The sequence below is a fragment of the Arthrobacter sp. 9MFCol3.1 genome, from assembly GCF_000620385.1.
Lineage (GTDB): Bacteria > Actinomycetota > Actinomycetes > Actinomycetales > Micrococcaceae > Arthrobacter.
Genome location: NZ_JIBJ01000007.1, coordinates 156600 through 179864, shown reverse-complemented (window position 1 = coordinate 179864; position 23265 = coordinate 156600). Strand labels below are relative to the sequence as shown.

Annotated in this window: 23 protein-coding genes; 20 read left to right on the top strand and 3 right to left on the bottom strand. The window is 68.6% G+C overall.

Annotated features, from left to right (window positions below):
* The first annotated feature begins 117 nt into the window (after positions 1–117).
* The 14 genes from C560_RS0109345 (at position 118) to C560_RS0109280 (ending at position 18063) form a co-directional block, all read left to right on the top strand.
* The gene (locus tag C560_RS0109345; RefSeq protein WP_026538011.1) at positions 118–1515 is read left to right on the top strand and encodes a sensor histidine kinase; all 1398 of its coding nucleotides are present in this window, start codon (positions 118–120) and stop codon (positions 1513–1515) included.
* The gene (locus C560_RS0109340; RefSeq protein ID WP_018775315.1) at positions 1512–2168 is read left to right on the top strand and encodes a response regulator; all 657 of its coding nucleotides are present in this window, start codon (positions 1512–1514) and stop codon (positions 2166–2168) included. The genes C560_RS0109345 and C560_RS0109340 overlap by 4 nt, the downstream gene beginning before the upstream one ends.
* Positions 2169–2244: 76 nt before the next feature.
* On the top strand, positions 2245–4278 hold the full coding sequence (locus C560_RS0109335; RefSeq protein WP_026538010.1) for a penicillin-binding transpeptidase domain-containing protein: 2034 nt from the start codon (positions 2245–2247) through the stop codon (positions 4276–4278).
* A gap of 35 nt (positions 4279–4313) precedes the next feature.
* Positions 4314–5996 carry an ABC-F family ATP-binding cassette domain-containing protein gene (locus C560_RS0109330; RefSeq protein ID WP_018775317.1) on the top strand — a complete coding sequence of 561 codons (1683 nt, stop codon included), beginning with the start codon at positions 4314–4316 and terminating at the stop codon, positions 5994–5996.
* Between the two features lie 119 nt (positions 5997–6115).
* Positions 6116–6889 carry a DeoR/GlpR family DNA-binding transcription regulator gene (locus tag C560_RS0109325; RefSeq protein WP_026538009.1) on the top strand — a complete coding sequence of 258 codons (774 nt, stop codon included), beginning with the start codon at positions 6116–6118 and terminating at the stop codon, positions 6887–6889.
* The gene (locus C560_RS0109320) at positions 6886–8088 is read left to right on the top strand and encodes an MFS transporter (protein WP_026538008.1); all 1203 of its coding nucleotides are present in this window, start codon (positions 6886–6888) and stop codon (positions 8086–8088) included. The genes C560_RS0109325 and C560_RS0109320 overlap by 4 nt, the downstream gene beginning before the upstream one ends.
* An 85-nt stretch (positions 8089–8173) precedes the next feature.
* Positions 8174–9670, top strand: coding sequence for a bifunctional phosphatase PAP2/diacylglycerol kinase family protein (locus C560_RS0109315; RefSeq protein ID WP_026538007.1), 1497 nt, complete (start codon positions 8174–8176; stop codon positions 9668–9670).
* A gap of 150 nt (positions 9671–9820) precedes the next feature.
* A complete protein-coding gene (locus C560_RS0109310) occupies positions 9821–10762 on the top strand; it encodes an ABC transporter ATP-binding protein (protein WP_026538006.1) in 942 nt (313 codons plus the stop codon).
* Positions 10763–10765: 3 nt separating this feature from the next.
* The gene (locus C560_RS0109305) at positions 10766–11650 is read left to right on the top strand and encodes an ABC transporter permease (RefSeq protein ID WP_026538005.1); all 885 of its coding nucleotides are present in this window, start codon (positions 10766–10768) and stop codon (positions 11648–11650) included.
* Between the two features lie 36 nt (positions 11651–11686).
* Complete coding sequence (locus tag C560_RS21475; protein WP_051533067.1) at positions 11687–13066, top strand: sensor histidine kinase; 1380 nt, start codon at positions 11687–11689, stop codon at positions 13064–13066.
* On the top strand, positions 13026–13754 hold the full coding sequence (locus C560_RS0109295) for a response regulator (RefSeq protein ID WP_026538004.1): 729 nt from the start codon (positions 13026–13028) through the stop codon (positions 13752–13754). Before C560_RS21475 ends, C560_RS0109295 begins: the two co-directional genes overlap by 41 nt.
* 286 nt (positions 13755–14040) lie before the next feature.
* Positions 14041–15504: an amino acid permease gene (locus C560_RS0109290; RefSeq protein WP_026538003.1), complete on the top strand. Its 1464-nt coding sequence runs from the start codon at positions 14041–14043 to the stop codon at positions 15502–15504.
* Between the two features lie 292 nt (positions 15505–15796).
* Positions 15797–16693, top strand: a complete 897-nt coding sequence (locus C560_RS0109285) for an intradiol ring-cleavage dioxygenase (protein WP_442853152.1) — start codon at positions 15797–15799, stop codon at positions 16691–16693.
* A gap of 53 nt (positions 16694–16746) precedes the next feature.
* On the top strand, positions 16747–18063 hold the full coding sequence (locus C560_RS0109280) for a M18 family aminopeptidase (protein WP_026538001.1): 1317 nt from the start codon (positions 16747–16749) through the stop codon (positions 18061–18063).
* A 66-nt stretch (positions 18064–18129) separates the two neighbouring features.
* Here C560_RS0109280 and C560_RS0109275 read toward each other — a convergent pair whose 3' ends face one another.
* A complete protein-coding gene (locus C560_RS0109275; RefSeq protein ID WP_026538000.1) occupies positions 18130–18813 on the bottom strand; it encodes a DUF1345 domain-containing protein in 684 nt (227 codons plus the stop codon).
* 278 nt (positions 18814–19091) lie between these two features.
* Here C560_RS0109275 and rpsF point away from each other — a divergent pair, with 278 nt between their 5' ends.
* From rpsF to rplI, 4 genes are all read left to right on the top strand, one after another.
* Complete coding sequence (gene rpsF, locus C560_RS0109270) at positions 19092–19397, top strand: 30S ribosomal protein S6 (protein ID WP_026266755.1); 306 nt, start codon at positions 19092–19094, stop codon at positions 19395–19397.
* 55 nt (positions 19398–19452) lie between these two features.
* Complete coding sequence (locus C560_RS0109265) at positions 19453–20028, top strand: single-stranded DNA-binding protein (RefSeq protein ID WP_018775330.1); 576 nt, start codon at positions 19453–19455, stop codon at positions 20026–20028.
* A gap of 125 nt (positions 20029–20153) precedes the next feature.
* The gene (gene rpsR, locus C560_RS0109260; protein WP_003800144.1) at positions 20154–20393 is read left to right on the top strand and encodes a 30S ribosomal protein S18; all 240 of its coding nucleotides are present in this window, start codon (positions 20154–20156) and stop codon (positions 20391–20393) included.
* A 17-nt stretch (positions 20394–20410) separates the two neighbouring features.
* The gene (gene rplI, locus C560_RS0109255; protein ID WP_018775331.1) at positions 20411–20863 is read left to right on the top strand and encodes a 50S ribosomal protein L9; all 453 of its coding nucleotides are present in this window, start codon (positions 20411–20413) and stop codon (positions 20861–20863) included.
* 104 nt (positions 20864–20967) lie between these two features.
* Here the strand turns inward: rplI and C560_RS0109250 are convergent, their stop codons facing one another.
* A complete protein-coding gene (locus tag C560_RS0109250) occupies positions 20968–21390 on the bottom strand; it encodes a DUF1801 domain-containing protein (protein WP_026537999.1) in 423 nt (140 codons plus the stop codon).
* A gap of 140 nt (positions 21391–21530) precedes the next feature.
* On the opposite strand from C560_RS0109250, the gene C560_RS0109245 reads away from it, so the two are divergent.
* Both C560_RS0109245 and C560_RS0109240 read left to right on the top strand, forming a co-directional pair.
* Positions 21531–22157: an FMN reductase gene (locus tag C560_RS0109245; RefSeq protein ID WP_026537998.1), complete on the top strand. Its 627-nt coding sequence runs from the start codon at positions 21531–21533 to the stop codon at positions 22155–22157.
* 68 nt (positions 22158–22225) lie between these two features.
* Positions 22226–22633 carry a TFIIB-type zinc ribbon-containing protein gene (locus C560_RS0109240; protein WP_043422850.1) on the top strand — a complete coding sequence of 136 codons (408 nt, stop codon included), beginning with the start codon at positions 22226–22228 and terminating at the stop codon, positions 22631–22633.
* A gap of 57 nt (positions 22634–22690) precedes the next feature.
* Here the strand turns inward: C560_RS0109240 and C560_RS0109235 are convergent, their stop codons facing one another.
* The gene (locus C560_RS0109235) at positions 22691–23263 is read right to left on the bottom strand and encodes a hypothetical protein (RefSeq protein ID WP_026537997.1); all 573 of its coding nucleotides are present in this window, start codon (positions 23261–23263) and stop codon (positions 22691–22693) included.
* Positions 23264–23265: the final 2 nt, after the last annotated feature.

Genomic DNA, 23265 nt, shown 5'->3' with positions numbered 1-23265 from the left:
GCCCGGTTGGACCGTCGGCACCGTGCGGACGGACCTGCGATCAACCAAGAGGTTGATTCCGCCGGGGGCGGGCAGTTTTCCGCAGGAGCCCCGCCGCACCGGCACTACGCTGGAAGCATGGAGGGCGACGCCGGCAACACGGTCCACAACGGCACAGGACACAGGGGCGCACCGCTCACCGGCGCACCGGCGCCGGGCACGGAGCCCACCGGGGCGGCCGTCATTCTGCGCGTCCTTCGCGTGAGCCTGCACGTTGGCTTCGCGGTGCTGCTCCTGGTGGCGCTGGTCCGGCTCCTGGCCGGCGGAATCACGGGCCAGGAGTGGATCACCCTGCTGCTGGCCGTGCTGCTCGCCGCCTTCTACCTCGTGGGCACTGTCCTGGAGAAGCGGCACGCCGCCCACCGGACCCGGTTCGATCCGCGGCCCTATTCGGCCTGGTGGCTGGGCGTTGTCAGCCTCCTGTGGCTGCTGCTGATCTGGACCAGCGCCGACTTCGTCTGGCTGGCCTTCCCGCTGTTCTTCCTGCAGTTGCACGTGCTCCCGCGCCGGCTGGCACTGCCGGCGATCGCACTCAGCACCCTTTTCGTCATTGGGGCGCTCTGGTTCCACAACGGTGTTGGCGCACCCTCGGCGCAGGCTGCTGCGGAGCCGGCCAGCGCGGCCCCGCAGCTGCCCATGGTGCTAGGGCCCGCGTTCGGCGCGGCCTTCGCTGTGGTCACGGGGCTGGCCTACCGGGCGCTGTTCCTGGAGGCGGAAAACCAGCGGCTGGCAGCCGAAGAGCTCCGCCGGACCCGTGCCGAACTCGCCCGGACCCAGCACAACGCCGGCACCCTGGCCGAGCGCACCCGGCTGGCCCGCGAAATCCACGACACCCTCGCCCAGGGCCTGTCCAGCATCGTGCTGATGGGGCGCGCGGCCGAGAAGGCCCTGGACGACGGCGAACCCGCCGTGGCACGGGAAAGGCTCCGCGTGGTCCGGGACACGGCCGCCGCCAATCTGGCAGAGGCCCGCAACTTCGTCCGGGCCCTCCAATCCCCCGATCTCGAGGACGGCTCCCTCGTGGCCGGACTCCTCCGGCTGTGTGAAAAGACCGAGGCGGAGACCGCAGCGCGGGGCACCGGGCTGCGCTGTCGGCTCGACGTCGAAGGTGTGCCGGCGGAACTCCCCGCCGCCCACCAGACGGTCCTGCTCCGGGCCGCCCAGGCGAGCCTGGCCAACGTGCGGGCCCATGCGCAGGCGGGCACCGCCGTCGTCACCCTTTCCTTCCTTGGCCCGGACGTGGCCATGGACATCTACGACGACGGCACCGGATTCGACCCCTCGGCCTTGCCGGCCCGTCCGGACGGATCCGGCTACGGGCTGACGTCGCTGCGGGACCGCGTGGCCGCCCTCCACGGCCAGTTGGACATCGAGTCTGCCCCGGGCGAGGGAACCGTGGTGGCCATCCGGCTGCCACTGGGCCAAGCACCCGGTTCCAACGCCGCCCCGGCGCCGGCCAGCGGGGACCGAAAATGAACAACATCCGGGTGTTCCTGGTGGACGACCACCCCGTGGTCCGGGCCGGGCTGCGGGCGATGCTGGGTGATCTGGAAGGCATCACCGTGGTTGCCGAGGCAGCCGACGGCGGCGCCGCCCTGGCCGGGCTGGCCAGGCTCCACACCCTGGGCGAGCCCGCGGACGTGGTGCTCATGGACCTGCAGATGGGCGCGGGCATGGACGGCGTCACCGCCACCGGCCGGATCAAGGCAGGAGAGGCCGGCGAGCCGGCGCCGCCGGTGCTCATCCTCACCACCTATGATTCCGACGCGGACATCCTGGCCGCCGTCGAGGCCGGGGCCAGCGGCTACATGCTTAAAGATGCCCCGCCGGAGCAGATCCGCCAGGCGGTGCTCTCCGCCGCGGCCGGCGGCACCGCGCTGGCCCCCGAGGTCGCGGCCCGGCTGATGGGCCGGATCAGGAATCCGGAGCCTGCCCTGTCCGCCCGCGAGATCCAGCTGCTCGGATTGCTGGCCACCGGGATGGGAAACCGGGCGATCGCGAAGCAGCTGTTCATTTCCGAGGCCACGGTCAAGACGCACCTGGTGCACATCTACGGCAAGCTTGGCGTGGACAACCGCACTGCCGCGATCGCCGTGGCGGCCCAGCGCAGGATCATCCGGCGGCCCTAGGCGTGACCGGCGCCGGAGTCCGTTCCGGCGTTATGTGACAACGGAGTTGTCAGTGGTCCGGGGCATAATGGGCGCCATGGGGAACTCATCAAGACTTGCACTGGCCCTCGTGGGCCTGGTTCTTGGCGGCTCGCTGGTCGCCTGCAGCGACGGACGTGCCGGCGCCGAAAGCGCTGCCAAACAGCTCGCCTCCGCGGTGTCCGCGCTCGACGTTGGATCCGTCGCCTTTGAGGGCAAAGACTCCGGCGCCGCCAACGACCAGCTCAAGGAAATATTCAAAGGGCTCGACCCGGCCCGGCCCGCAGTGGAAAGCGGCCAACTGACGCTGGAGTCCGACAAGGCCACGGTCCCGCTCAACTACAGCTGGAAGATCGGCTCCGAAGAGTGGAAGTACACCACCTTCGCCGAGTTCAAGAAGTCCGGCGACAAGTGGCTGACGGTCTGGAACCCGGCCACGTTGGTCCCCGAACTGGCCGAAGGCGAGCTCGTCAGCTCGGCAACCCATTCCCCGTCGCGTGCCGACATCCTGGGCGCCGGAGGGGTCCCGCTGGTCACGTACCGGCCCGTGGTCAATGTTGGCATCGACAAGCCCACACTCGGCGGCGCAGACCCCGCCGACTCCGCCACCAAGCTTGCCCAACTCGTGGGGGTCGACCCTGCGGCGTACGGCCAGCAGGTCGCGGCGGCCGGACCCGAGGCGTTCGTTGCCGCCATCACTTTGCGCGAAGAAGGCCGGACCATCACCGACGCCCAGATCGGCGAGATTCCCGGCGCCCGTGCCATCCAGGACTCCCTTCCGCTGGCACCAAACCGCACCTTCGCCCGCGCCCTGCTGGGTACGGCCGCGGAGGCGAATGCGGAACAGATCGAGAAATCGAATGGGGCACTCAAGGCCGGGGACACCACGGGCACCGGTGGTCTCCAACAGCAATACGACGCGCAGCTTCGCGGCAGCGACGGCATCCAGGTCCTCGCCGGGAAGGCAGGCCTCACCGACGCCGAAAAGCAGGCTTTGCCCAATGAGGGACGTCGCGTACTTTTCCAGACTGAAATACAAGAAGGCACCCCGCTGAAAACCACCTTGGACCCGAAGCTGCAGCAGCTCGCGGAAGACGTCCTCGGAAAGGTCGGCCCGGCGTCGGCCATTGTGGCGCTCCGGCCCTCCAGTGGCGCCGTCCTGGCGGCCGCCTCCGGGCCGGGCAGCAACGGCTACGACACCGCGATGCTGGGACAGTATGCCCCCGGTTCGATCTTCAAGATGGTCGATTCCCTGGCCATGTTCCGCAACGGCATGACGCCCGACTCCAAGGTGGACTGCCCGGCCACCCTGACGGTGGACGGCCGCACCTTCAAGAACGCCGAGGGATACCCTGAGTCCTCCCTGGGCTCCGTGACGCTGCGCGACGCCTTTGCGCACTCCTGCAACACAGCATTCATCAACGCCCGCGACACCGTCAGCCAGGCACAGCTCGAATCCGCCGCGACCTCGCTGGGCGTGGCAGTTGAAGCACCCGCGCTCGGCGCGGCCGCATTCCTCGGCTCCGTCCCCGGGGATGCCGAAGGAACCGAACATGCCGCCTCCATGATCGGCCAGGGCAAAGTGCTCCTGTCCCCCCTGGCCGCCGCCGTCATGGCCGGCTCGGTGGCCAAGGGAGCCCCGGTGGCTGCCCAGCTGGTGTTGAATCCGAACGAGGGCGTCAGTTCCCCGGACGCCGAGGGCGCCGCCCCCACGGGCACGGGTACAACCGGCGCGTCGCCCGCTACCCCGCCCTCCGGTGACGCAACGGCGGACACGGCGACGCCGTCCGCCCCAGCACCGGCCGCGGCCGCCGAAAAGCCGGTTACTGCAGCGGAAGCCGCGGCGCTGGCTGACATGATGCGGGCGGTCGTCACCAGCGGGCACGCCGGGTTCCTGGCCTCCGTCCCGGGCGAGCCGGTCGGCGCGAAGACCGGAACGGCCGAGTTCGGCAACGACACCCCGCCCAAGACGCACGCCTGGATCGTGGCCGTGCACGGTGACCTCGCCGTCGCCGTGTTCGTCGAGGACGGCGGACTCGGGGCCACCACCTCCGGGCCGCTGCTCAAGGAGTTCCTCACCCGGGCCGGCTGAGCGGACGCTTTCCCGGCCGTGGGAAGATTGAACGCGTGGCTCATATTGACGTATCCGGCATCGACTACTTCCTCTCCGACGGCACCCAGCTGCTCAACGGGGTGACCTTCAAGGTCCCGGACGGCACCAAGACCGCGCTGATCGGGCCCAACGGGACCGGCAAGACCACGCTGTTCCGGATCATTTCCGGGGACCTCGTCCCGGACGAAGGCGTGATCGGCCGCTCCGGCAACATGGGGATCATGCGCCAGTTCGTGGGCCAGGTCCGGGACGATTCCACGGTCCGTGACCTGCTGGTCTCCGCCGCCCCGCCCGCCCTTGCCGCCGCCGCGCGTACCGTCGACGAGGCAGAGCTCGCCATGCTGGAGCACGACGACGAGCCCACCCAGATGGCCTATGCCCAGGCGATTGTGGACTGGGGGGACGCCGGCGGCTACGACGTCGAAACCGTCTGGGACGAGGTCTGCATGGCCGCCCTCGGCCTGCCGTTCGACCGGGCACAGCACCGTCCGGCGTCGAGCCTCTCCGGCGGCGAGCAGAAGCGTCTGGTCCTCGAGGCCCTTTTCGCCGGCCCCGACGAACTGCTGCTCCTCGACGAGCCGGACAACTACCTCGATGTTCCGGGCAAGCGCTGGCTCGAGGCCAAACTGAACGACTCGAAGAAGACCGTGTTCTTCATCAGCCACGACCGCGAACTGCTCAACAACGCAGCGGGCCGCATCGTCACGCTGGAACCGGGCATCAACGGCGCCGGCGCCTGGATCCACGGCGGCGGCTTCGGCTCCTACGTGGACGCCCGGGCCGACCGGAACGCGCGCTTCGAGGAGCTGCGCAAGCGCTGGGACGAGGAGCACGTCAAGCTCAAGGAACTCGTCAACATGTACAAGAACAAGGCCGCGTTCCGTTCCGACATGGCCAACCGTTATCACGCGGCGCAGACCCGGCTCGCGAAGTTCCTCGAGGCCGGCCCGCCCGAGGCCCTGCCGATCGAGCAGAACGTGCAGATGCGGCTCAAGGGCGGGCGCACCGCCAAGCGCGCCGTCGTGGCCGAGAAGCTGGAACTGACCGGCCTGATGAAGCCGTTCTCCACGGAAATCTGGTTCGGCGACCGGGTGGGCGTCCTTGGTTCCAACGGATCGGGCAAGAGCCACTTCCTGCGGCTGCTCGCGACCGGCGGCACGGATCCCGAGCGGGAGCACCTGCCGGTGTCCGACGTCGAGATCGCGGAGGTGCCGCACGAGGGCACCGTGAAACTCGGCGCCCGGATCCGGCCCGGTTTCTTTGCCCAGACGCACGTCCGGCCCGACCTGCTGGGTAAGACCCTGCTTGAAATCCTGCACCGGGGCGACGAGCACCGCTCGGGGATGGGCCGCGAAGCCGCCGCCGGGGCGCTGGACGGCTATGGGCTGGCGGGGCAGTCCGAGCAGAAGTACGAATCCCTCTCCGGCGGCCAGCAGGCGCGGTTCCAGATCCTGCTGCTGCAGCTCTCCGGCGCCACGCTGCTGCTGCTCGACGAGCCCACGGACAACCTGGACCTGCACTCGGCCGAGGCCCTGGAACGCGCGATCGACCACTTCGAGGGCACCGTCCTGGCGGTCACCCACGACCGCTGGTTCGCCCGCACCTTCGACCGGTTCCTGGTCTTCGGCTCCGACGGCAGGGTCTACGAGTCCGCCGAACCGGTCTGGGACGAAAAGCGCGTTGAGCGCGCCCGCTAAGCAACGCGGGGTCAGATACGGCCCATTTCCGGGGCGGTTATGGGCGCTAAGTGACCCCGCGTTGCTGTTTGGGCTGCGCAATAAATGATTAAATGATCACAAGCCGCTAGCATTTGAGCATGAGCACTGATGAGCGGCACCGCCTGATCGGCGGAATGCTGCGCGAGCGGGAACATGTGACGGTGGACGAGCTGATGGCCGCCTGCGGCGCCTCGGGTGCCACCATCCGCCGTGACCTCGACACACTGGCCCTGCACGGCGTGTTGCGGAGGGTCCACGGCGGCGCCAAGAGCCTGGTTTTCGGCGGTGAAAACCCGCACTACGGGCAACGCGAACTTGAGGACCACACCGCCAAGGTGCGGATCGCCGCAGGGGTGGCGGCCATGCTCGCGGACCGCGGACACGTCTGGCTGGACAGCGGCACCACCGCCACGGAGATCGCGCGCCTGTTGCGCCAGCGGGAGATGACGATCATGCCGATGTCGTTGCGGGCCGTCACCGCGCTGTCCCCGGACGACGGTCCGGCCGGCCGCCGCCCCGAGCTCCTGCTGCCCGGCGGCAGCCTCGTTCCCGGCGAACTGTCGTTCCGCGGGCCCATGACGGAATCCAACATCCGCTCGCTGCGCTTCGATACCGCCGTCGTCACGCCGTGCGCCCTGAACCTCAAGGACGGGCTGTTGGCCCACGACCTCGACGACGCCGCGGTCAAGCGCGCCGGCCTGGAATCCGCCGCCCGGGTGATCGTCGCCTGTGCCGGTGCCAAATGGAACGCCAGCGCCGTAGCCCTCGTCGCATCCCTGGACGCCGTGGATGCCATCGTGACCGACCGGCAGCTCAGCGCTGAAGAACTTGACCAACTCGCGCAACACTCGGTGGAAGCAGTGATCGTATGACCAGTACCGCAACCGTCCCGCAGCTGAAGGCTGCCACCGGGGCGACTTTCCTTGTCTTCGGGATCAACGGATTAGTCTTCGCCAGCTGGGCAGCCCGCATCCCCGCCGTGACCGAGATCCTGCACATCACCGCGGGCCAGATGGGAACCCTGCTGCTGTGCCTGGCGGTCGGTTCGCTGATCGCCCTGCCGACGGCCGGGTTTGTCGTGGGCCGGATTGGCACCGCCAACACCGTCCGCAGCGCCGGACTGGTGGCTGCGGTGGCCGGTGTCGGCGTCGCGCTGTCACTGATGGCGGCCTCCGTCCCGGGGACTGCCATTGCCCTGTTCTTCTTCGGGATCGGCGTCGGGTTGTGGGATGTTTCGCAGAACATTGAAGGTGCCGACGTCGAACACCGGCTCGGGCGCACCATCATGCCGCAGTTCCACGCGGCCTTCAGCGGCGGCGCGTTCGTCGGCGCCCTGATCGGCGCCGGATTGTCCACCCTGGGGGTCGGGCTCCCGGAGCACCTGCTGGTCATTGCCGCCGTCGTCGCCGTCCTGACCACGGTGGCCCCCCGGTATTTCCTGCCCCATCTGCCTGCCGAGACACCCGCCGCGGGGGACGCGGACCGCGGCAAGGCCGGTTCGGCCTGGCGGGACGGGCGCACGCTGCTGATCGGCGTCGTCGTTCTCGGCGCCACCCTGACCGAAGGCGCCGGCAACGACTGGATTGCCAAGGCCGCGGTTGACGGCCTGGGCGCCGAACAATCGACCGGGGCGCTGCTGTTCGCCGCCTTCGTGCTGGCCATGACCGCCATGCGCTTCTTTGGTGGCCGTGCGATCGACGTCTACGGACGCGTGGCCGTGCTGCGCGCCAGCATGGCCGCGGCCACCGCTGGGCTCTGCCTCTTCGTGTTCGCCGGCACCATCTGGCTGGCCGCCGCCGGCGCCGTGCTCTGGGGCGTGGGGGCCGCCCTCGCGTTCCCGATCGGGATGTCCGCCGCGGCGGACGACCCCCGGAAGGCGGCCGCCCGGGTGTCCGTGGTGTCCACTCTGGGCTACATCGCCTTCCTCGCCGGGCCGCCCCTGTTGGGCTACCTGGGCGACGTCACCGGCATCAGGACCGCCCTGCTGGCGATCGGGATTCCGATTGTGGTGGCGCTGGTGCTCGCCGGAGCCGCGAAGCCCCTGCCCGCGAAGCCCCTGCCCGCGAAGTAGGTGCCGGCGGGGCAGCTTCCAGTTGCCCCGCCGCGCCCGCCGGACCCGGCCCCCCGCTGGCCGCATCCGGCAGTATGGTGGTCCAATGCGAACCATGCTGAGGAAGGCCCCCGGCCGCCTGTCGAAATTCGACCGCAAACTGGTGCGCGCCGTCTCCAATCTGCCGGGCGGAGGCCATGACGAGTTCTTCCGCCGCCTGTCCGCCGCCGCGAACAAGGGCAAACTGTGGTTCGGCGTCGCCGGAGCCATGGCCCTGGTGCCCGGAAAGACACGCCGGGCAGCGGTGCACGGACTCATCGCGCAGGGTGCGGCCTCGGCGGTCACGAACCTCGTGTTCAAGACCCTCCTGCCCCGGACCCGCCCCCTGCCCGAACACCTTCCGGTCTTCCGCTTCGTGAACCCGCAGCCGACGAGTTCGTCGATGCCGTCAGGCCACTCGGCCTCCGCGGTGGCCTTCGCGCTCGGAGTCGGCATGGTCCGACCGGCGCTCGGGGCGGCGCTGGCCCCTGTCGCGGCGGGGGTGGCCTACTCCCGGGTCCACACCGGGGCCCACTGGCCCTCGGATGTACTGTTCGGTTCCGCGATCGGCGCCGGCGCGGCCATGGTGACGCGGAAGTGGTGGCCCGTCCGGCCGCCGTTCCCGGAAACCCGCCGCAGCGCTGCCCGGGCCGCGGAGCTCCCGGACGGCCAGGGGCTCGGCATCGCCGTCAACACCCTCGGCGGGTCCTATGCTGACGAGACTGTCGACGCCCTGCAAGATGTATTCCCCAAAGCGTATATAAAGGAAATCGGGCCCGATGAGTCCGTCGATGCGGGCATCGCCCACGTCGCGACCCGGCCAGGCATTGCGGCCCTGGGCGTCTGGGGCGGCGACGGGACAGTGGGCGCGGCGGCGGCCGCCGCCGTCGAACGTTCCCTCCCGCTGCTGGTGCTCCCCGGCGGAACGCTGAACCATTTCGCCCGCGACGCCGGGACCCCCACCCTGGCGGATGCCGTGCAGGCGGCGTCGCGCGGCGAGGCCGCCGTGGCCGACGTCGGCCACGTGAGTGTCGAACGCGGGCTCCCCGACAGCCCGGAGCAGCTCGAGCTGATCATGCTCAACACGGCCAGCATCGGCCTCTACCCGAACCTGGTCCGCCGGCGCGAACAGCTCCAGCCGGCGCTGGGTAAACCCCTGGCCGGAGTGGTGGCCATGGTCCGGACCTTCGCGGCCGGGACCCCCACCACGCTGATCGTCAACGGCGTGCGGCACCGGCTGTGGATCCTGTACATCGGCCGCGGCCGCTATTACCCGCGCGACCACGCGCCGTTGGTGCGCCCGGTGCTGGCGGACGGTGTCCTGGACCTGCGGATGATTACTGCCGATGAGCCGTTCGCCCGGCTGCGGCTGATCTGGGCCGTGCTAACGGGCACCGTGGCCACGTCCGGGATCACCCATCTGAGCGAAACGGACCGGATCACGGTGGAACCCGGGAACGGGCCCATGGTACTCGCCGTCGACGGAGAGGTCATGCCCGGGGTGCGGCGCGTCGAATTCACGGTCCGCCCCGGCGCGCTGACCTACTACTCGCCCCTCGAGTGAACCCTGTCATCCGCGCGGACTACCCTGATTCGCCCCTGAATCATCCCTGAGACCGGCGAAATACGCCGCCGGCCTCGGTAGCGTGGTGTGCAGACGGGCCCGTGACTGCGGTGCCCCGGACCATCCCCCGCTACGCAAAGGAACGCTTCCATGATCGAAGCACGAGGCCTGACCAAGGTTTACGGCGACAAGACCGCCGTCGCCGGCGTCAACTTCACCGTCGAAGCCGGCAGGGTCACCGGCTTCCTGGGCCCGAACGGGGCCGGAAAATCCACCACCATGCGCATGATCATGGGGCTGGACCGTCCGACGTCGGGCTCAGTGACGGTCAACGGGTCCCCGCTGACCGGACACGCCGCCCCGCTGCGCGACGTCGGCGCGCTGCTCGATGCCAAGGCCGTCCACACGAGCCGCTCCGCCTACAACCACCTCCTGGCCATGGCGGCGACCCACAGCATCCCGAAGAAACGGGTCCACGAAGTCATTGAGATGACCGGACTGGCCGAGGTGGCCAGGAAGAAGGTCGGCGGCTTCTCGCTCGGCATGGGCCAGCGGCTGGGCATCGCCGCCGCCCTCCTGGGCGACCCGCAGACCGTCATCCTGGACGAGCCCGTCAACGGCCTTGACCCGGAGGGCGTGGTGTGGGTCCGCAACCTGGTGAAGTACCTGGCCTCCGAAGGCCGCACGGTCTTCCTTTCCAGCCACCTCATGAGCGAGATGGCCGTCACGGCGGACCACCTGATCGTGATCGGCCGCGGCAGGATCATTGCGGATGCCCCGATCCAGGAGATCATCACCGGCAAGGGCCAGGGACGGACACGGGTCCGCACCGACCAGCCGGACCGGCTCATGCAGCTGCTGGCCGGGACCGGCGTCTCGGTGGAGGTCCAGGAGCGCGAACTCCTCGAAGTCACAGGCCTGGACCCGCGGCAGATCGCCACTGCGGCGCTGGAGAATCACGTCATGATCTACGAACTCACCCCGCTGCAGGCCAGCCTCGAGGAGGCCTACATGGAACTGACCAAGGATGAGGTCGAATACCACTCGCTGATCACCACGGGCGCCATTCCCGTCGAAGCCGGAGGCAACTAAGCCATGAGCTCCACAACCGTTGAATCCACTCCCTCCCGACGCGGCGCCGACGCACAGCGGTCCGGAAACGGCAGCAGTTCCGGCCCCGGCCCCAGCTTCCTGCGGGTCCTCAACTCCGAATTCATCAAGTTCCGCACCCTGCTTTCCACGCTGATCCTGCTTGGCTCCACAGTGGTGGTCATGGTGGGATTCGGGGCGCTTTCGGCCTGGGGGACGGGCCAGTTCTCCGAGGCCGCAGCCCAGGACCCGCAGGCGGCCGCGACGATCGCGGCGCAGGGCGGGGACCTCGCCGTCGGCGTCCCCACCTCCGGCATCGCCTTTGCCCAGCTGATCCTGGGCTCCCTCGGCGTGCTGCTGATGAGCTCCGAATTCACCACCGGCATGGCGCGGTCCACGTTCGCGGCAGTGCCAAAACGCATCCCCGCGTTCGCGGCCAAGCTCGTGGTGGTGGTGGTGACGTCCTTCGTTGTCACGGCCGCGTCCACCCTGGCCGCCGGGTTCGTCTCCGTGCCCATCCTGGACAACTACGGCCTCGCCCTGGACCTGGGCAGTTCGCAGTCGCTGAAGATGCTCATGGTCAACAGCATCTACGTGGCAGCAGTCGCGGCGATCGGTATGTCCCTGGGCACCCTGATCCGCAACTCGGCGGGCGGCATCATGAGCCTGGTGGGCCTGTTCTTCGTGGCGCCCATCGCCTTCCAGCTCATCCCGGGCGACTTCTTCGTGGAGGCCCGCAAGTACCTGCCCGGCAACACCGTGGAGCCGCTGACCGCGGTGGAGCACCTCCCGGACACGCTTGAAGCCTGGCAGGCCGGCCTGGTGCTGGGCGCCTGGGTTGTGATCCCGGTGCTCCTGGCCGCCATTCTGCTCAAGAGGCGGGACGTCTAGGCCGGCGCCACAGGCACCAGAGTCTAGGCTCAGAGCATGATCGATGCGGTACCTGTCAGGGACGCGCCGGCCGGACCGGCCGACGCGTCCCTCGCTGAACTCACGGCCCGCCGCCGCGGCCGGCTCCGGCGCTACCTGCTGGCCAACCCGCGGGTCATGGACGTCCTGGTGGTGCTCTGCTACCTGGTCCTGGTGACGCCGACGGCGGTCGAATCGATCATCCACGGCGACTGGCCGGTGGCCGTGTTGCTCGCCGCCGCCGCGCCAGTCCTGCTCTTCCGGCGGGCGTATCCGGTCCCGGTGGCGGCCGTTGTGGGGGCCCTGGAACTGGCGGTCACCCTCCTGCATCCCTGGGGATCCAATGTCTCCGCCGGGCTCTGGTTTTCGCTGTACGCCGTCGCCGTCGTCCGCACCCGGCGGTTCGCCATGGCCGCCCTGGCCCTGACCACGGCCCCGCTTCTGCTCCTGTACCTCCTGCTGGCCGTCGGCCCGCTGGACGGGCGGCTCCCGGACATGGCGGTCCGCACACCGGAGAATTTCCAGCTGCTCACGGGCATCGCGGCGGGCATCGGCATCGCGCTCTCGAATGTGATCGCCACGGGGATCGGGATCTCGGTGCGGCAACGGCGCGAGCACGAGCACGAGATTGCGGCCTGGGCCGCCCGGGCCCAGCAGCTGGGCTCGGTCACGGAACGGAACCGGATCGCGCGCGAAATGCACGACGTCGTCGCGCACTCGCTCACGGTCATGATCAGCCTGTCGGACGGCGCCGCCGTCGTGGTCAAGAAGGATCCCGAGCGCGCCGCCGGCGTCCTGGCCGAACTCTCCCGGACCGGACGCGCCGCGCTGGCCGACATGCGGCGCGTCCTTGGCGTGCTGCGCGAGGACGCCGCCACGGGACATGCCCCGCGCAAGCCGCTGGTGGCCGGCGGCAGCCTGGCCAAACTGCTCGAGGGCTTCCGCACCGCGGGACTGCCGCTGCATTACACGCACACCGGACCGTCCCTGCCGGCCGATGCGGCCTTCCAGCTGACCGTGTACAGAATTGTGCAGGAATCGCTGACCAACGTGCTGCGCTACGGCCGCGCGCTCAGCCGGGTGGACGTCAGCATTGTCCGGAACGGCTCCCGCGTCACCATTGAAGTGCTCGACGACGGCAGGGGCACCGTTGACTCCGGCACGCCCGCGACCGGCGCGCAGGCAAAGCCGGACGCTCTGGACTCCTTCGGCACCGGGCATGGAATCGCCGGAATGCGGGAGCGGGCCAGGATCTACGCCGGCACCGTGTACGCCGGGCGCGCCGGTGACCGCGGCTGGCGGGTGCACGCGGAACTGAACTGCAACGGCGGGAATGCCACGGAATCAAGGGGGAACAATGTCCGACAACGGACCGGTACGCGTCCTGCTGGTGGATGACCAGCCGCTGCTTCGGATGGGCTTCCGCCTCATTCTGGAGGGTGAGGACGATTTGAGCATCGTGGGCGAGGCATCCAACGGTGCCGAAGCGGTCCGCCACGTCCGGGAGCTCGCGCCCGACGTCGTCCTGATGGATGTGCGGATGCCGGTGCTGGACGGGATCGAGGCCACCCGGGCCATCGCCGCCTCGGGATCCGACGCCAAAATCATCATCCTGACCACCTTTGACCTCGATGAATACGCCTTTGCAGCCCTGCGGGCCGGGGCCTCTGCGTTCCTGCTCAAGGACGTGGCGCCGGCGGAACTGATCAGCGCGGTGCGGGTGGTGGCCAGCGGCGACGCCGTGGTGGCACCGCGCGTTACACAGCGGCTGCTGGAGACCTATGTCCGCGGTGCCGGCGGCATGGATCCTGCAGGGACAGCCGACGGCCAGGGCGCCGTCAGCCCCGCACGCCCGGCGCGGGATCCGTTGCTGGAGGACCTGACACCCCGCGAAAACGAGATGCTCGGGGCGATGGCGGAGGGGCTCTCCAATGCCGAAATCGCGCACCGATACTTCCTGTCCGAGGCCACCGTCAAGACGCATGTGCGCCGGATCCTGACCAAGCTCCACCTCCGCGACCGCGTCCAGGCCGTGGTGTACGCATACGAGACCGGCCTCGTGGTGCCGAGCAACGCGGACTACTGACGGACGCCGCCCGGCGGCCGCGAGGCAGGCTACCGGCCGGTAGTGCCCGGAGCAGTGGTTTCAGGCACATTGCCGAATTGCCCGTGAGGCAACTTTGGTTGCCCCATCGGCCTTCCCATTGGGGGATAGCCCGGTCTCACCCGCCGTCATTTGTGGGACTGCACAAGACGGACCGTGCGCCGCGCGGTCTAGTGTGAAACGACATTGTGGTCCGCCGCACAGCATGGATTCGATTCCGTGCCGGCACAGAGCGGGCCTGAACCCCCCCACGAAGGACGGCGCTTCCATGCCCGCTGACCAGCAGCTCTCAAAATCCCTGAAACCCAGGCATCTGTCCATGATTGCGATCGCCGGCGTGATCGGCGCCGGACTGTTTGTCGGTTCGGGTGCGGCGATCCAGCAGGCCGGCCCTGGCATCCTGGTTGCCTATGCCGCGGCGGGCCTCGTCGTCATCCTCGTCATGCGGATGCTGGGCGAGATGGCCGCGGCCAACCCGGAAACCGGCTCGTTTTCCACCTACGCGGACAAGGCCCTGGGCCGCTGGGCGGGGTTCAGCATCGGCTGGCTCTACGCATGGTTCTGGATCATTGTCCTCGGCATCGAGGCCACGGCCGGGGCAGCGATCATGCACCGCTGGGTCCCCGGCATTGACCAGTGGGTGTGGGCACTTGCCCTGATGGTGCTGCTGACGCTGACCAACCTCGGGTCCGTGAAGTCGTACGGCGAGTTCGAGTTCTGGTTCGCGTCCATCAAGGTCGCGGCCATCGTGCTCTTCCTGCTCTTCGGCGCCGCCGCGATCCTGGGCCTCGTCCCCGGCGTTCCGGCGCCCGGCCTGGACAACCTGATTGGCAACGGCGGGTTCATGCCCAACGGCCCCGGCGCCGTCCTGGCCGGCATCCTCGTGGTGGTGTTCTCGTTCTTCGGCGCCGAAATTGCCACCATCGCCGCCGGCGAATCCGAGAACCCGGTCGATGCCGTCAAGAAGGCCGTGAAGTCCACCGTCTGGCGCATCCTCGTGTTCTACATCGGCTCCATCGCCATTGTGGTCACCCTGCTGCCCTGGAACTCCGCTTCCGTCGCCAAGAGCCCCTACGTTGCGGTCATCGAGCTGTTCGGCATCCCCGGCGCCGGAACCATCATGGACATTGTGGTGCTGACCTCGGTGCTCTCCTGCCTGAACTCCGGCCTCTACACCGCCAGCCGCATGCTGTTCTCGCTGTCCCGCCGCGGCGATGCCCCCAAGTCGTGGATGCGGATTTCCAGGCGCGGCGTGCCTGCTGCCGCGGTGCTGGCCTCGACGGTGGTCGGCTTCGTCACCGTCGGACTGAACTACGTCGCCCCGGACACGGTCTTCCTGTTCCTGGTCAACACCTCCGGCGCCATCGCGCTGTTCGTGTGGCTTGTCATCGCGACTTCGCAGCTGATCCTGCGCCGCCGCATGGGGGCCGCCGCCAAGGACCTCCAGCTGAAAATGTGGCTCTTCCCGTACCTGACCTGGGTCTCGATCGTCAGCATCGTGGCCCTGCTGATCGGCATGGTGATCCTGGAATCCACGCGGGAATCGCTGCTGCTCTCGCTGGCTCTCGCCGCCGTCGTCGTGGGGATCGGGGTCGTCCGCTACCGCAGGAACGGTTCGAAGGCCGCTGTTCCCGCAGCAGGTGCCGCCGGGACTGTCACCGGGGACGCCACGGTGGCTGACTCCGAGGCTGGCGCCGAGGACGCCACGGTGGGCGCCCGTCCGGTGTCGTAGCCCGGAAGGCCCCCGCTGCGGTCCCGGACCACCGGACATGCCCTCCCCCCGCGCCCACCAGTGGACATAGCGCCATTATGTCCACTGCTCGGCGCGAGGGGAGGGCATCTCCATGCGGGCCGCGGGACATGCCCAGTCCCGGGGCCGAGGGGCGGGCATCTCCCTGCATGCCGGGGGGACATGCACAGTCCCCGGGCCGAGCGGAGGGCATGTCCAGCGGGAGCACAGCCGCATCACAGGAAGGGACTAGCCAGCCCATAGCGCGGCCGGGTTCGATGGGCTCATGACAAAAATGCCCCAGCCCCCGCACGAGCCGCACCCCAACCATGACCGCGGCCTGGAATTCGATCTCTCCACCCTCGTGAGCCGCCGGTCGCTGGGCATGTTCCTCGGCGCGGGAACGGCCGCGGCCCTCGCGGCCTGCAGCCCGGCCGGCACCAGCGGCACCGGCGGCGGTCCGACGTCGGCCGCGGCGACGTCGGCGGCAACAGCGGCGGCAACGTCGGCCGCAGCGACTTCGGCCTCGGCCACTCCGACGCTGACCCGGGCAATCGCCGAGTGCGGGGTTGAAATCCCGCAGGAAACCGCCGGACCCTTCCCCGGTGACGGTTCCAACGGTCCCAACGTCCTCGAGGCATCCGGTGTGGTCCGTCAGGACATCACGTCCAGCTTCGGGACCTCTACCAGCACGGCCGAGGGCGTACCGCTGACCGTCACCCTGACCCTGCTCGACAACGCCAACGGCTGCACCCCGCTGGCCGGTGCCGCAGTCTACGCCTGGCACTGTGACCGCGAGGGCAAATACTCCATGTACGATTCCGGGCTTCAAAACGAGAACTACCTCCGCGGCGTCCAGGAGGCCGACGCCAACGGACAGGTCACCTTCAGGACCGTCTACCCCGGCGCCTACAACGGCCGCTGGCCGCACATTCACTTCGAAGTGTTCGAGTCCATGAACAATGCGACGGCGGCCGGCCAGGTCCTGGCGGTGTCACAGATCGCGCTGACCGAGGCGGCCTGCAAGGAGGTCTACGGGTCGGCCGGGTACGAATCCAGTGCGCAGAACTTCCCCCGCACCACGCTGAAGTCCGACAACGTCTTCGGCGACGACGGCGGCATCTACCAGCTGGCCACCATGACCGGCTCGGTAGCCGCGGGCTACGCCGCCGGTCTCAACGTCACCGTCTAGGCACGGCGTCGCCCGTCTCCGGGGCCCGTGCGCGCCGGACTAGACTCGGAGCCATGCCAACACCGAGCACTGCCGCAGAGCACATCCAGGACCTCGGCGCGTACGTCAGCGCGTCGCCGTCGAGCTTCCACGCCGTCCACGCAGCCGCGCGCCGGCTGGACGCGGCCGGCTTCACGGGCCTGGACGAACTGCAGCCCTGGCCGGAGCCCGCGGCCGCCACTGCCGGCAAGTTCTACGTGATCCGCGACGGTGCCCTCATCGCCTGGGTGGTGCCGGCAGGCGCCGGACCGACCACGGGCTTCAACATCCTCGGCGCGCATACGGACTCGCCGTCCTTCAAACTCAAGCCGAAGCCCACCACCGGCAAGTTCGGCTGGCTGCAGGCCGGCGTCGAGGTCTACGGCGGACCCCTGCTGAACTCCTGGCTGGACCGCGAACTCCAGCTCGCCGGCCGGCTCGTCATGCGCGACGGCACGCAGCACCTCACGGCCACCGGCCCGCTGCTGCGCTTCCCGCAGCTCGCCATCCACCTGGACCGGGCCGTCAATGAGGGCCTGGCCCTGGACAAGCAGCAGCACATGAATCCGGTCTTTGGCCTGGGCGATCCCGCGGGCGAGGACCTGCTCGGACTCCTCGCGGACCGGGTTGCCGACGCCGAGGTGGATCCGGCGCAGATCGGCGGGTACGACGTCGTCATCGCGGACACCCAGGCCCCGGCGGTGTTCGGCGCCAGGGGCGAATTCTTCGCCTCCGGCCGGCTCGACAACCTCTCCGCGACGCACGCAGGGCTCACGGCCCTGGTGGCGAACGCCGCCACGCCGCTGCCGGACGGTGCGCCCATCGCCGTGCTGGCCGCTTTCGACCACGAGGAAATCGGCTCGGCGTCCCGGTCCGGGGCGTGCGGGCCCATCCTCGAAGATGTCCTCGTGCGGATCTCGGACGGACTCGGTGCCTCGGCAAGCCAGCGGCGGCAGGCCTTCGCGGCCTCGTTCTGCGTCTCCGCGGACGCGGGCCACGCCGTGCACCCGAACTATCCCGAGCGGCACGATCCCGCCAACCGGCCGGTCCTCAACGGCGGTCCGCTGCTGAAAATCAACGCCAACCAGCGCTATGCGACCGACGCCGCCGGGGCCGCCCTCTGGGCGCGGCTGTGCACCGACGCCGGTATTCCGTACCAGGAATTCGTCTCCAACAACGTGATGCCGTGCGGGTCCACGATCGGCCCGCTGACCGCCACGCGGCTGGGAATCCGGACGGTCGACGTCGGCGTCGCCCTGCTGTCGATGCATTCGGCACGCGAGCTCTGCGGTGTCGAGGACCCGCACCGGCTGGCCGTGGTGACCCGGACGTTTTTCCGGACGGCGGCCTGACGCCTGGCGGTGCCCCGGCCAGCCCGGCCGGGACCCCTGGCGGGCGTGGCCGGGCCTGAGCCGGGCCTAGACGGTCAGCCCGACCACGAGGTTGAGTGTGGCGGCCAGGATGATGGTCCCGAAAACATAGGACAGCAGGCTGTGTTTGAGCGCCTCGGCGCGCACACTGTGGTTTTCCAGGGCAGTGTCCGAGACTTGGTAGGTCATGCCGAGGCTCGTGGCGAGGTAGGCGAAATCCGTGTACTGCGGGGGGCCGGCCTGGTTGAAGTCGATGCCGCCAACCGCCGCCCCCGCGCGGACGTCGGTGCTGTAGTACAGCTCGGCGTACCGCAGCGTGAACAGGGTCTGGACCAGCAGCCAGGACATCGCCACCGAGGACAGCACCAACAGCCCGCCGCCGAAGCGCGCCCAGGTGTCAGTGCTGTGGGAATCGATGACGACGGCGGCCACCGCGACGAGGCTCGCCGCATTCGTGGTCAGGATCAGCAGGTCGGTGACGCTGCGGGACGGGTCCTCGGCCGTGGCGTGGGCCCTGGTTTGGGTGGGGTCCAGCCGGCCGACCACCAGCCAGACCCAGACCACGTAGCAGGCCGCGGCGCAGGTCCAGCCGACCGCCGGCGCCTCCACCCAGTACCCTGCCAGCCCGGTCACCGCGGCGGCGATCACGCCGACCATCATCATGGCCGCGAACCGCAGCCGGCTGCGGCGTACCGGTGGCGGCACGGAGGAGGAATCGGTGTCGGTGTCCATTTTCAGATCATGGCACAGACCCTGTCCCGGCAACCCGCCCCGCCGCGCTCCGTGCGGCGGTTTTCCACATGAGCGTCCCGCCCGCTTCCGGCGCCGGGCGCCCGGGTCTAGCGTGGCCCCATCAGGAATCGTCGAAACCAGCCCCGATGCACTAAGATATTGAAGTCTGTGCTGCGCCCTGCCTCCGTTCCGGCGGCCGGGCATTGCATGGCACCGCAAATGAACCTCCTGTTACGGAAATGCCGTAACCGCTTAGCCCAAAGGAGGTGGGTTCACATATGCGTCCTTACGAATTGATGGTAATCATCGACCCCGAGGTCGAAGAGCGTGCCGTTGAGCCGTCGCTTCAGAAGTTCCTGAACGTCATCACCAACGATGGTGGAACCATCGAAAAGGTTGACATCTGGGGCCGTCGTCGCCTGGCTTACGAAATCCAGAAGAAGTCCGAAGGTATCTACGCCGTGGTGAACTTCACCGCTGAGCCGGCTACCGCCAAGGAACTTGACCGCCAGCTGAGTCTCAACGAGACCATCATGCGCACCAAGATCACCCGCCCCGAAGAGCAGAAAGTTGTTGCTGAGTAATTCAGCGGCCAACCTTCAATCTTCATCCCCGCAGGAACGCACAAGGAGGCAGTAGATGGCAGGCGAAACCACTATCACGGTTATCGGTAACCTCACCAATGACCCCGAACTCAGGTTCACACCGTCCGGTTCGGCCGTAGCAAATTTCACCATCGCTTCTACTCCCCGCACCTTCGACCGGCAGTCCAATGAGTGGAAGGACGGGGAAACCCTGTTCCTCCGCGCTTCGGTCTGGCGCGAAGCAGCCGAAAACGTCGCCGAGTCCCTGACCAAGGGCATGCGCGTGATCGTCTCCGGCCGCCTGAAGAGCCGTTCCTACGAAACAAAAGAAGGCGAGAAGCGCACCGTTATCGAGCTTGAGGTCGATGAAATCGGCCCGAGCCTGCGCTACGCCAACGCCAAGGTCAACCGCACCCAGCGCTCCGGCGGTCAGGGTGGCCAGGGTGGCTTCGGCGGCGGCAACAGCGGCGGTGGATTCGGTGGCGGCCAGGGTGCAAACCAGGGCGGCAACACCGGTGGGACATGGGGCGGCAACCAGCCCGCCGCGCAGGAAGACCCGTGGGCCACGCCCGGGGTCAGCAATGCGGGCGGCGGCTGGGGCAACGGCCCGGATTCCGAACCTCCCTTCTAAACAACATCTAAGGTCCGGCAACGAAAACCGACTGGCCGCCGCAAGGCGGCCTGGTGCAGACAGCGCCGGATCACCACCATCCCGTGGATCAATATCCACGGGCTCCATCGAATAGGAGCTCCACGATGGCTAAGGCTGAACTCCGTAAGCCCAAACCAAAGTCCAACCCCTTGAAGGCCGCTGACATCACTGTCATCGACTACAAGGACGTAGCATTGCTGCGCAAGTTCATCTCCGACCGCGGAAAGATCCGCGCCCGTCGCGTCACTGGCGTCACGGTGCAGGAACAGCGCAAGATCGCCCAGGCAATCAAGAACGCCCGCGAAGTTGCTCTGCTGCCTTACTCCGGCGCTGGCCGCGGCTAAGGAAGGGATTAACTAAAATGGCAAAGCTCATTCTGACCCACGAAGTAACCGGTCTCGGTGCTGCTGGCGACGTTGTCGAGGTCAAGGACGGTTACGCACGTAACTACCTGCTGCCCCGCAACTTCGCCCTGACCTGGTCCAAGGGTGGCGAGAAGCAGGTTGAGTCCATCAAGGCTGCCCGCGTTGCCCGCGAGCACGCTTCCCTGGAAGACGCTCAGAAGCAGGCTGCTGCACTCTCCGCCAAGCCGGTCAAGCTGGTCGTCAAGGCTGGCGCAACCGGACGCCTGTTCGGCACCGTCAAGCAGGGCGACGTGGCCGACGCTGTTGAGGCCGCAGGCCTGGGCCGCATCGACAAGCGCAAGGTTGAACTGCCGGCACACATCAAGTCGACCGGTTCCTACCAGGCAAACGTCCGTCTCCACGACGACGTTTCCGCTGTGATCGAACTCGACGTAGTCGCAGGCAAGTAGCCCTCACCGGCTGCAGTCCTGAACTGCTGGAAGGCTCCCGCCTCCGGACCCCTCTGAGGGACCGAAGGCGGGAGCCTTCTGCTTTTAACGCCAGCGCACGGGGCCTAGCCGTGGTGCAGCACCGTGGTGACATGCCGGTAGCCGAGCCGGACCAATTCCGCCAGCACGGCCTCGTCGACGTCGTCGAGCTTGTTGACGTACAGGCAGCCGGCGCCGAGCTTGTGCCTGCCCAGCCCGCCGAGGAGTTCGGCGGCCTCCGGCCCATACGTCAGGCCGTAGAGCGACAGGCTGGATTTCCTGGGGGAGAAGCCGACCGCCGCGGCATCGCCCTCCCTGCCGCTCGCGTACTTGTAGTGGTAGCGGCCGAAGCCCACAATCGTCGGACCCCACATTTGCGCCGGTTCGCCCGTGATTTCGGACATCAGTGCCAGTAGGCGGAACCCGTCAGCGCGCCGGACCGGATGCTCGACGGCAGCCAGGAACTCCTGAACCGACGCGCCGGTTGCCTGTGTTTTGTTGTCAGCCATGAGGGCAGTCTGACAGAGCGCGGCAGTCCTGTCAGGCGGCGCGGGTGCCCGGGAATAAATCCCCGCGCCCGCCGCTTCTAAAGGTAGATGCAAACGCATGTAGTCGTGTTGCTGACCAGGATTCAACTTAGGAGCACTCCGTGGAAACCCGCCGTATCACCGTTATCTCCGCCGGACTCGGCGTCCCCTCCTCGAGCCGCCTGCTGGCGGACCAGCTGGCTGCCTCGGCCGAGCGGCAGCTTGCCGCGGCCGGCTACGCAGTGGAGATCGAGGTCTTGGAGCTGCGGGACCTCGCCGTGGACATCGCCAACAACTTTGTGACCGGATATGCGGCTCCGCGGCTGGCCGAAGTGATCGCCGGTGTCGAGGCCGCTGACGGCCTGATCGCCGTCAGCCCCGTGTTCAGCGCATCCTACAGCGGGCTTTTCAAGTCCTTCATCGACGTCCTCGACCCCAAGGCGCTCGAAGGCAAGGCCGTGCTGATCGGGGCCACCGCCGGAACGGACCGGCACCAGATGGTGCTGGACTTCGCGATGCGGCCGCTCTTCACCTACCTGCGCACCCGGATCGCCGCCACCGCGGTTTTCGCCGGCCCGCAGGACTGGGGAAACAACGACGACGGCGGCTCGCCGCTCTCGGTGCGCGTGGACCGGGCGGCGGGGGAGTTTGTCGCCCTGCTGCAGGACTCAGGGCCGCAGCAGAAGCCGGCCGCGCTGGAGTCCCTGCCGTTTGAGCAGCTGCTCGCCGGGATCTCTGCCCAGCGGTAGGGCCGCCGGCCTTCCGAACCTGCAGCGTCCGTCCGAACCTTTTCGGCCGCCCGCTCGTTGTCCGGGACATGAAGTGTCCCGTGGATTCTATTGACCTGATCATGAGTGAACGCAGCGGTGTGGAGATCGACTATTGCCCCCAATGCCGCGGGGTGTGGCTGGACCGGGGAGAGCTGGACAAGATCATCGACCGTGCGGCGGAGTCACTGGGCCCGGCAGCTGCAGGCCCCGCCGCGCCGTTGCCGCCGGCAGCGATGCCACCTACTACACCCGGTCACATACCGCCCCCGCTGTACAACCTGGACCCGCGCCGGGATGACCGGCGTCCGGATGACCGCCGCTATGACGACCGCCGGTACGATGAGCGGCGCGACCGTCCCCGCCCCGACCAGGGGCGGTATGAGCAGCCGCGTTACGATGACCGGCGCCGTCCCAAGAAGAAGGAAAGCTGGCTGGGGGACCTGTTCGACTTCTAGCCCTGCGGACTACCGGGCCCTGAGGGTGGCCCGGACTGGGCGTGGGGCCGGCGGTGCTCAGTCGCCGAGCAGTGCGATGAATTCCCGGGCCTGCTTCATGGAAATATCCGAGTGGCGGGTCAGGGCGGTCGCTGCGGCCTCGGTGTCGCCGCTCTTGGCCAGGGTGCGGATCCTCCCGTAGATCTCATCATTGAGCATGTTGCTGCTCACCTCGCGGGTGACATCGCCCTTGCTGGCGATCGCGCGGTAGCGGTACGAGAAACGCTGCGGGACGTCGTCGTCGTCCGGAACGGCCGCCGGCGCTGGCTCCGGGGCGCGGAAGGGCTGGGGGTGGGCTGCCAGTGCCGCGACGGCGTCGCGGGACGCCCGGAGGCCCTCGCCTGTTGCCTCGAGGTAGACCTTGATAGCGGCCATGGCCTGCCCCTGCGCGATGAGCGCGTAGAGCTGCCGGTGCTGCTCCTGGGTGAGGCTGGCGGCCGCCGTCCGGGCCAGCTCCGCGGAATCGGGGTCCGGCTGCGTCGCTGGAGCGGGCCTGGTGCGTTCGCCGCGGCGGCTCCACGCCCGCACCGTCAGCAGCACGGCGGCGGCCACGAGCACCAGGATCAGTACGGGAATGAGCAGGGAGTCCATGT

Bases quoted from the DNA above. Each gene is read 5' to 3' on its own strand.
- C560_RS0109345 (WP_026538011.1), top strand. From the start codon at position 118: ATGGAGGGCGACGCCGGCAACACGGTCCACAACGGCACAGGACACAGG.
- C560_RS0109340 (WP_018775315.1), top strand. From the start codon at position 1,512: ATGAACAACATCCGGGTGTTCCTGGTGGACGACCACCCCGTGGTCCGG.
- C560_RS0109335 (WP_026538010.1), top strand. From the start codon at position 2,245: ATGGGGAACTCATCAAGACTTGCACTGGCCCTCGTGGGCCTGGTTCTT.
- C560_RS0109325 (WP_026538009.1), top strand. From the start codon at position 6,116: ATGAGCACTGATGAGCGGCACCGCCTGATCGGCGGAATGCTGCGCGAG.
- C560_RS0109320 (WP_026538008.1), top strand. From the start codon at position 6,886: ATGACCAGTACCGCAACCGTCCCGCAGCTGAAGGCTGCCACCGGGGCG.
- C560_RS0109315 (WP_026538007.1), top strand. From the start codon at position 8,174: ATGCGAACCATGCTGAGGAAGGCCCCCGGCCGCCTGTCGAAATTCGAC.
- C560_RS0109310 (WP_026538006.1), top strand. From the start codon at position 9,821: ATGATCGAAGCACGAGGCCTGACCAAGGTTTACGGCGACAAGACCGCC.
- C560_RS0109305 (WP_026538005.1), top strand. From the start codon at position 10,766: ATGAGCTCCACAACCGTTGAATCCACTCCCTCCCGACGCGGCGCCGAC.
- C560_RS21475 (WP_051533067.1), top strand. From the start codon at position 11,687: ATGATCGATGCGGTACCTGTCAGGGACGCGCCGGCCGGACCGGCCGAC.
- C560_RS0109295 (WP_026538004.1), top strand. From the start codon at position 13,026: ATGTCCGACAACGGACCGGTACGCGTCCTGCTGGTGGATGACCAGCCG.
- C560_RS0109290 (WP_026538003.1), top strand. From the start codon at position 14,041: ATGCCCGCTGACCAGCAGCTCTCAAAATCCCTGAAACCCAGGCATCTG.
- C560_RS0109285 (WP_442853152.1), top strand. From the start codon at position 15,797: ATGCCCCAGCCCCCGCACGAGCCGCACCCCAACCATGACCGCGGCCTG.
- C560_RS0109280 (WP_026538001.1), top strand. From the start codon at position 16,747: ATGCCAACACCGAGCACTGCCGCAGAGCACATCCAGGACCTCGGCGCG.
- C560_RS0109275 (WP_026538000.1), bottom strand. From the start codon at position 18,813: ATGGACACCGACACCGATTCCTCCTCCGTGCCGCCACCGGTACGCCGC.
- rpsF (WP_026266755.1), top strand. From the start codon at position 19,092: ATGCGTCCTTACGAATTGATGGTAATCATCGACCCCGAGGTCGAAGAG.
- C560_RS0109265 (WP_018775330.1), top strand. From the start codon at position 19,453: ATGGCAGGCGAAACCACTATCACGGTTATCGGTAACCTCACCAATGAC.
- rpsR (WP_003800144.1), top strand. From the start codon at position 20,154: ATGGCTAAGGCTGAACTCCGTAAGCCCAAACCAAAGTCCAACCCCTTG.
- rplI (WP_018775331.1), top strand. From the start codon at position 20,411: ATGGCAAAGCTCATTCTGACCCACGAAGTAACCGGTCTCGGTGCTGCT.
- C560_RS0109250 (WP_026537999.1), bottom strand. From the start codon at position 21,390: ATGGCTGACAACAAAACACAGGCAACCGGCGCGTCGGTTCAGGAGTTC.
- C560_RS0109240 (WP_043422850.1), top strand. From the start codon at position 22,226: ATGAAGTGTCCCGTGGATTCTATTGACCTGATCATGAGTGAACGCAGC.
- C560_RS0109235 (WP_026537997.1), bottom strand. From the start codon at position 23,263: ATGGACTCCCTGCTCATTCCCGTACTGATCCTGGTGCTCGTGGCCGCC.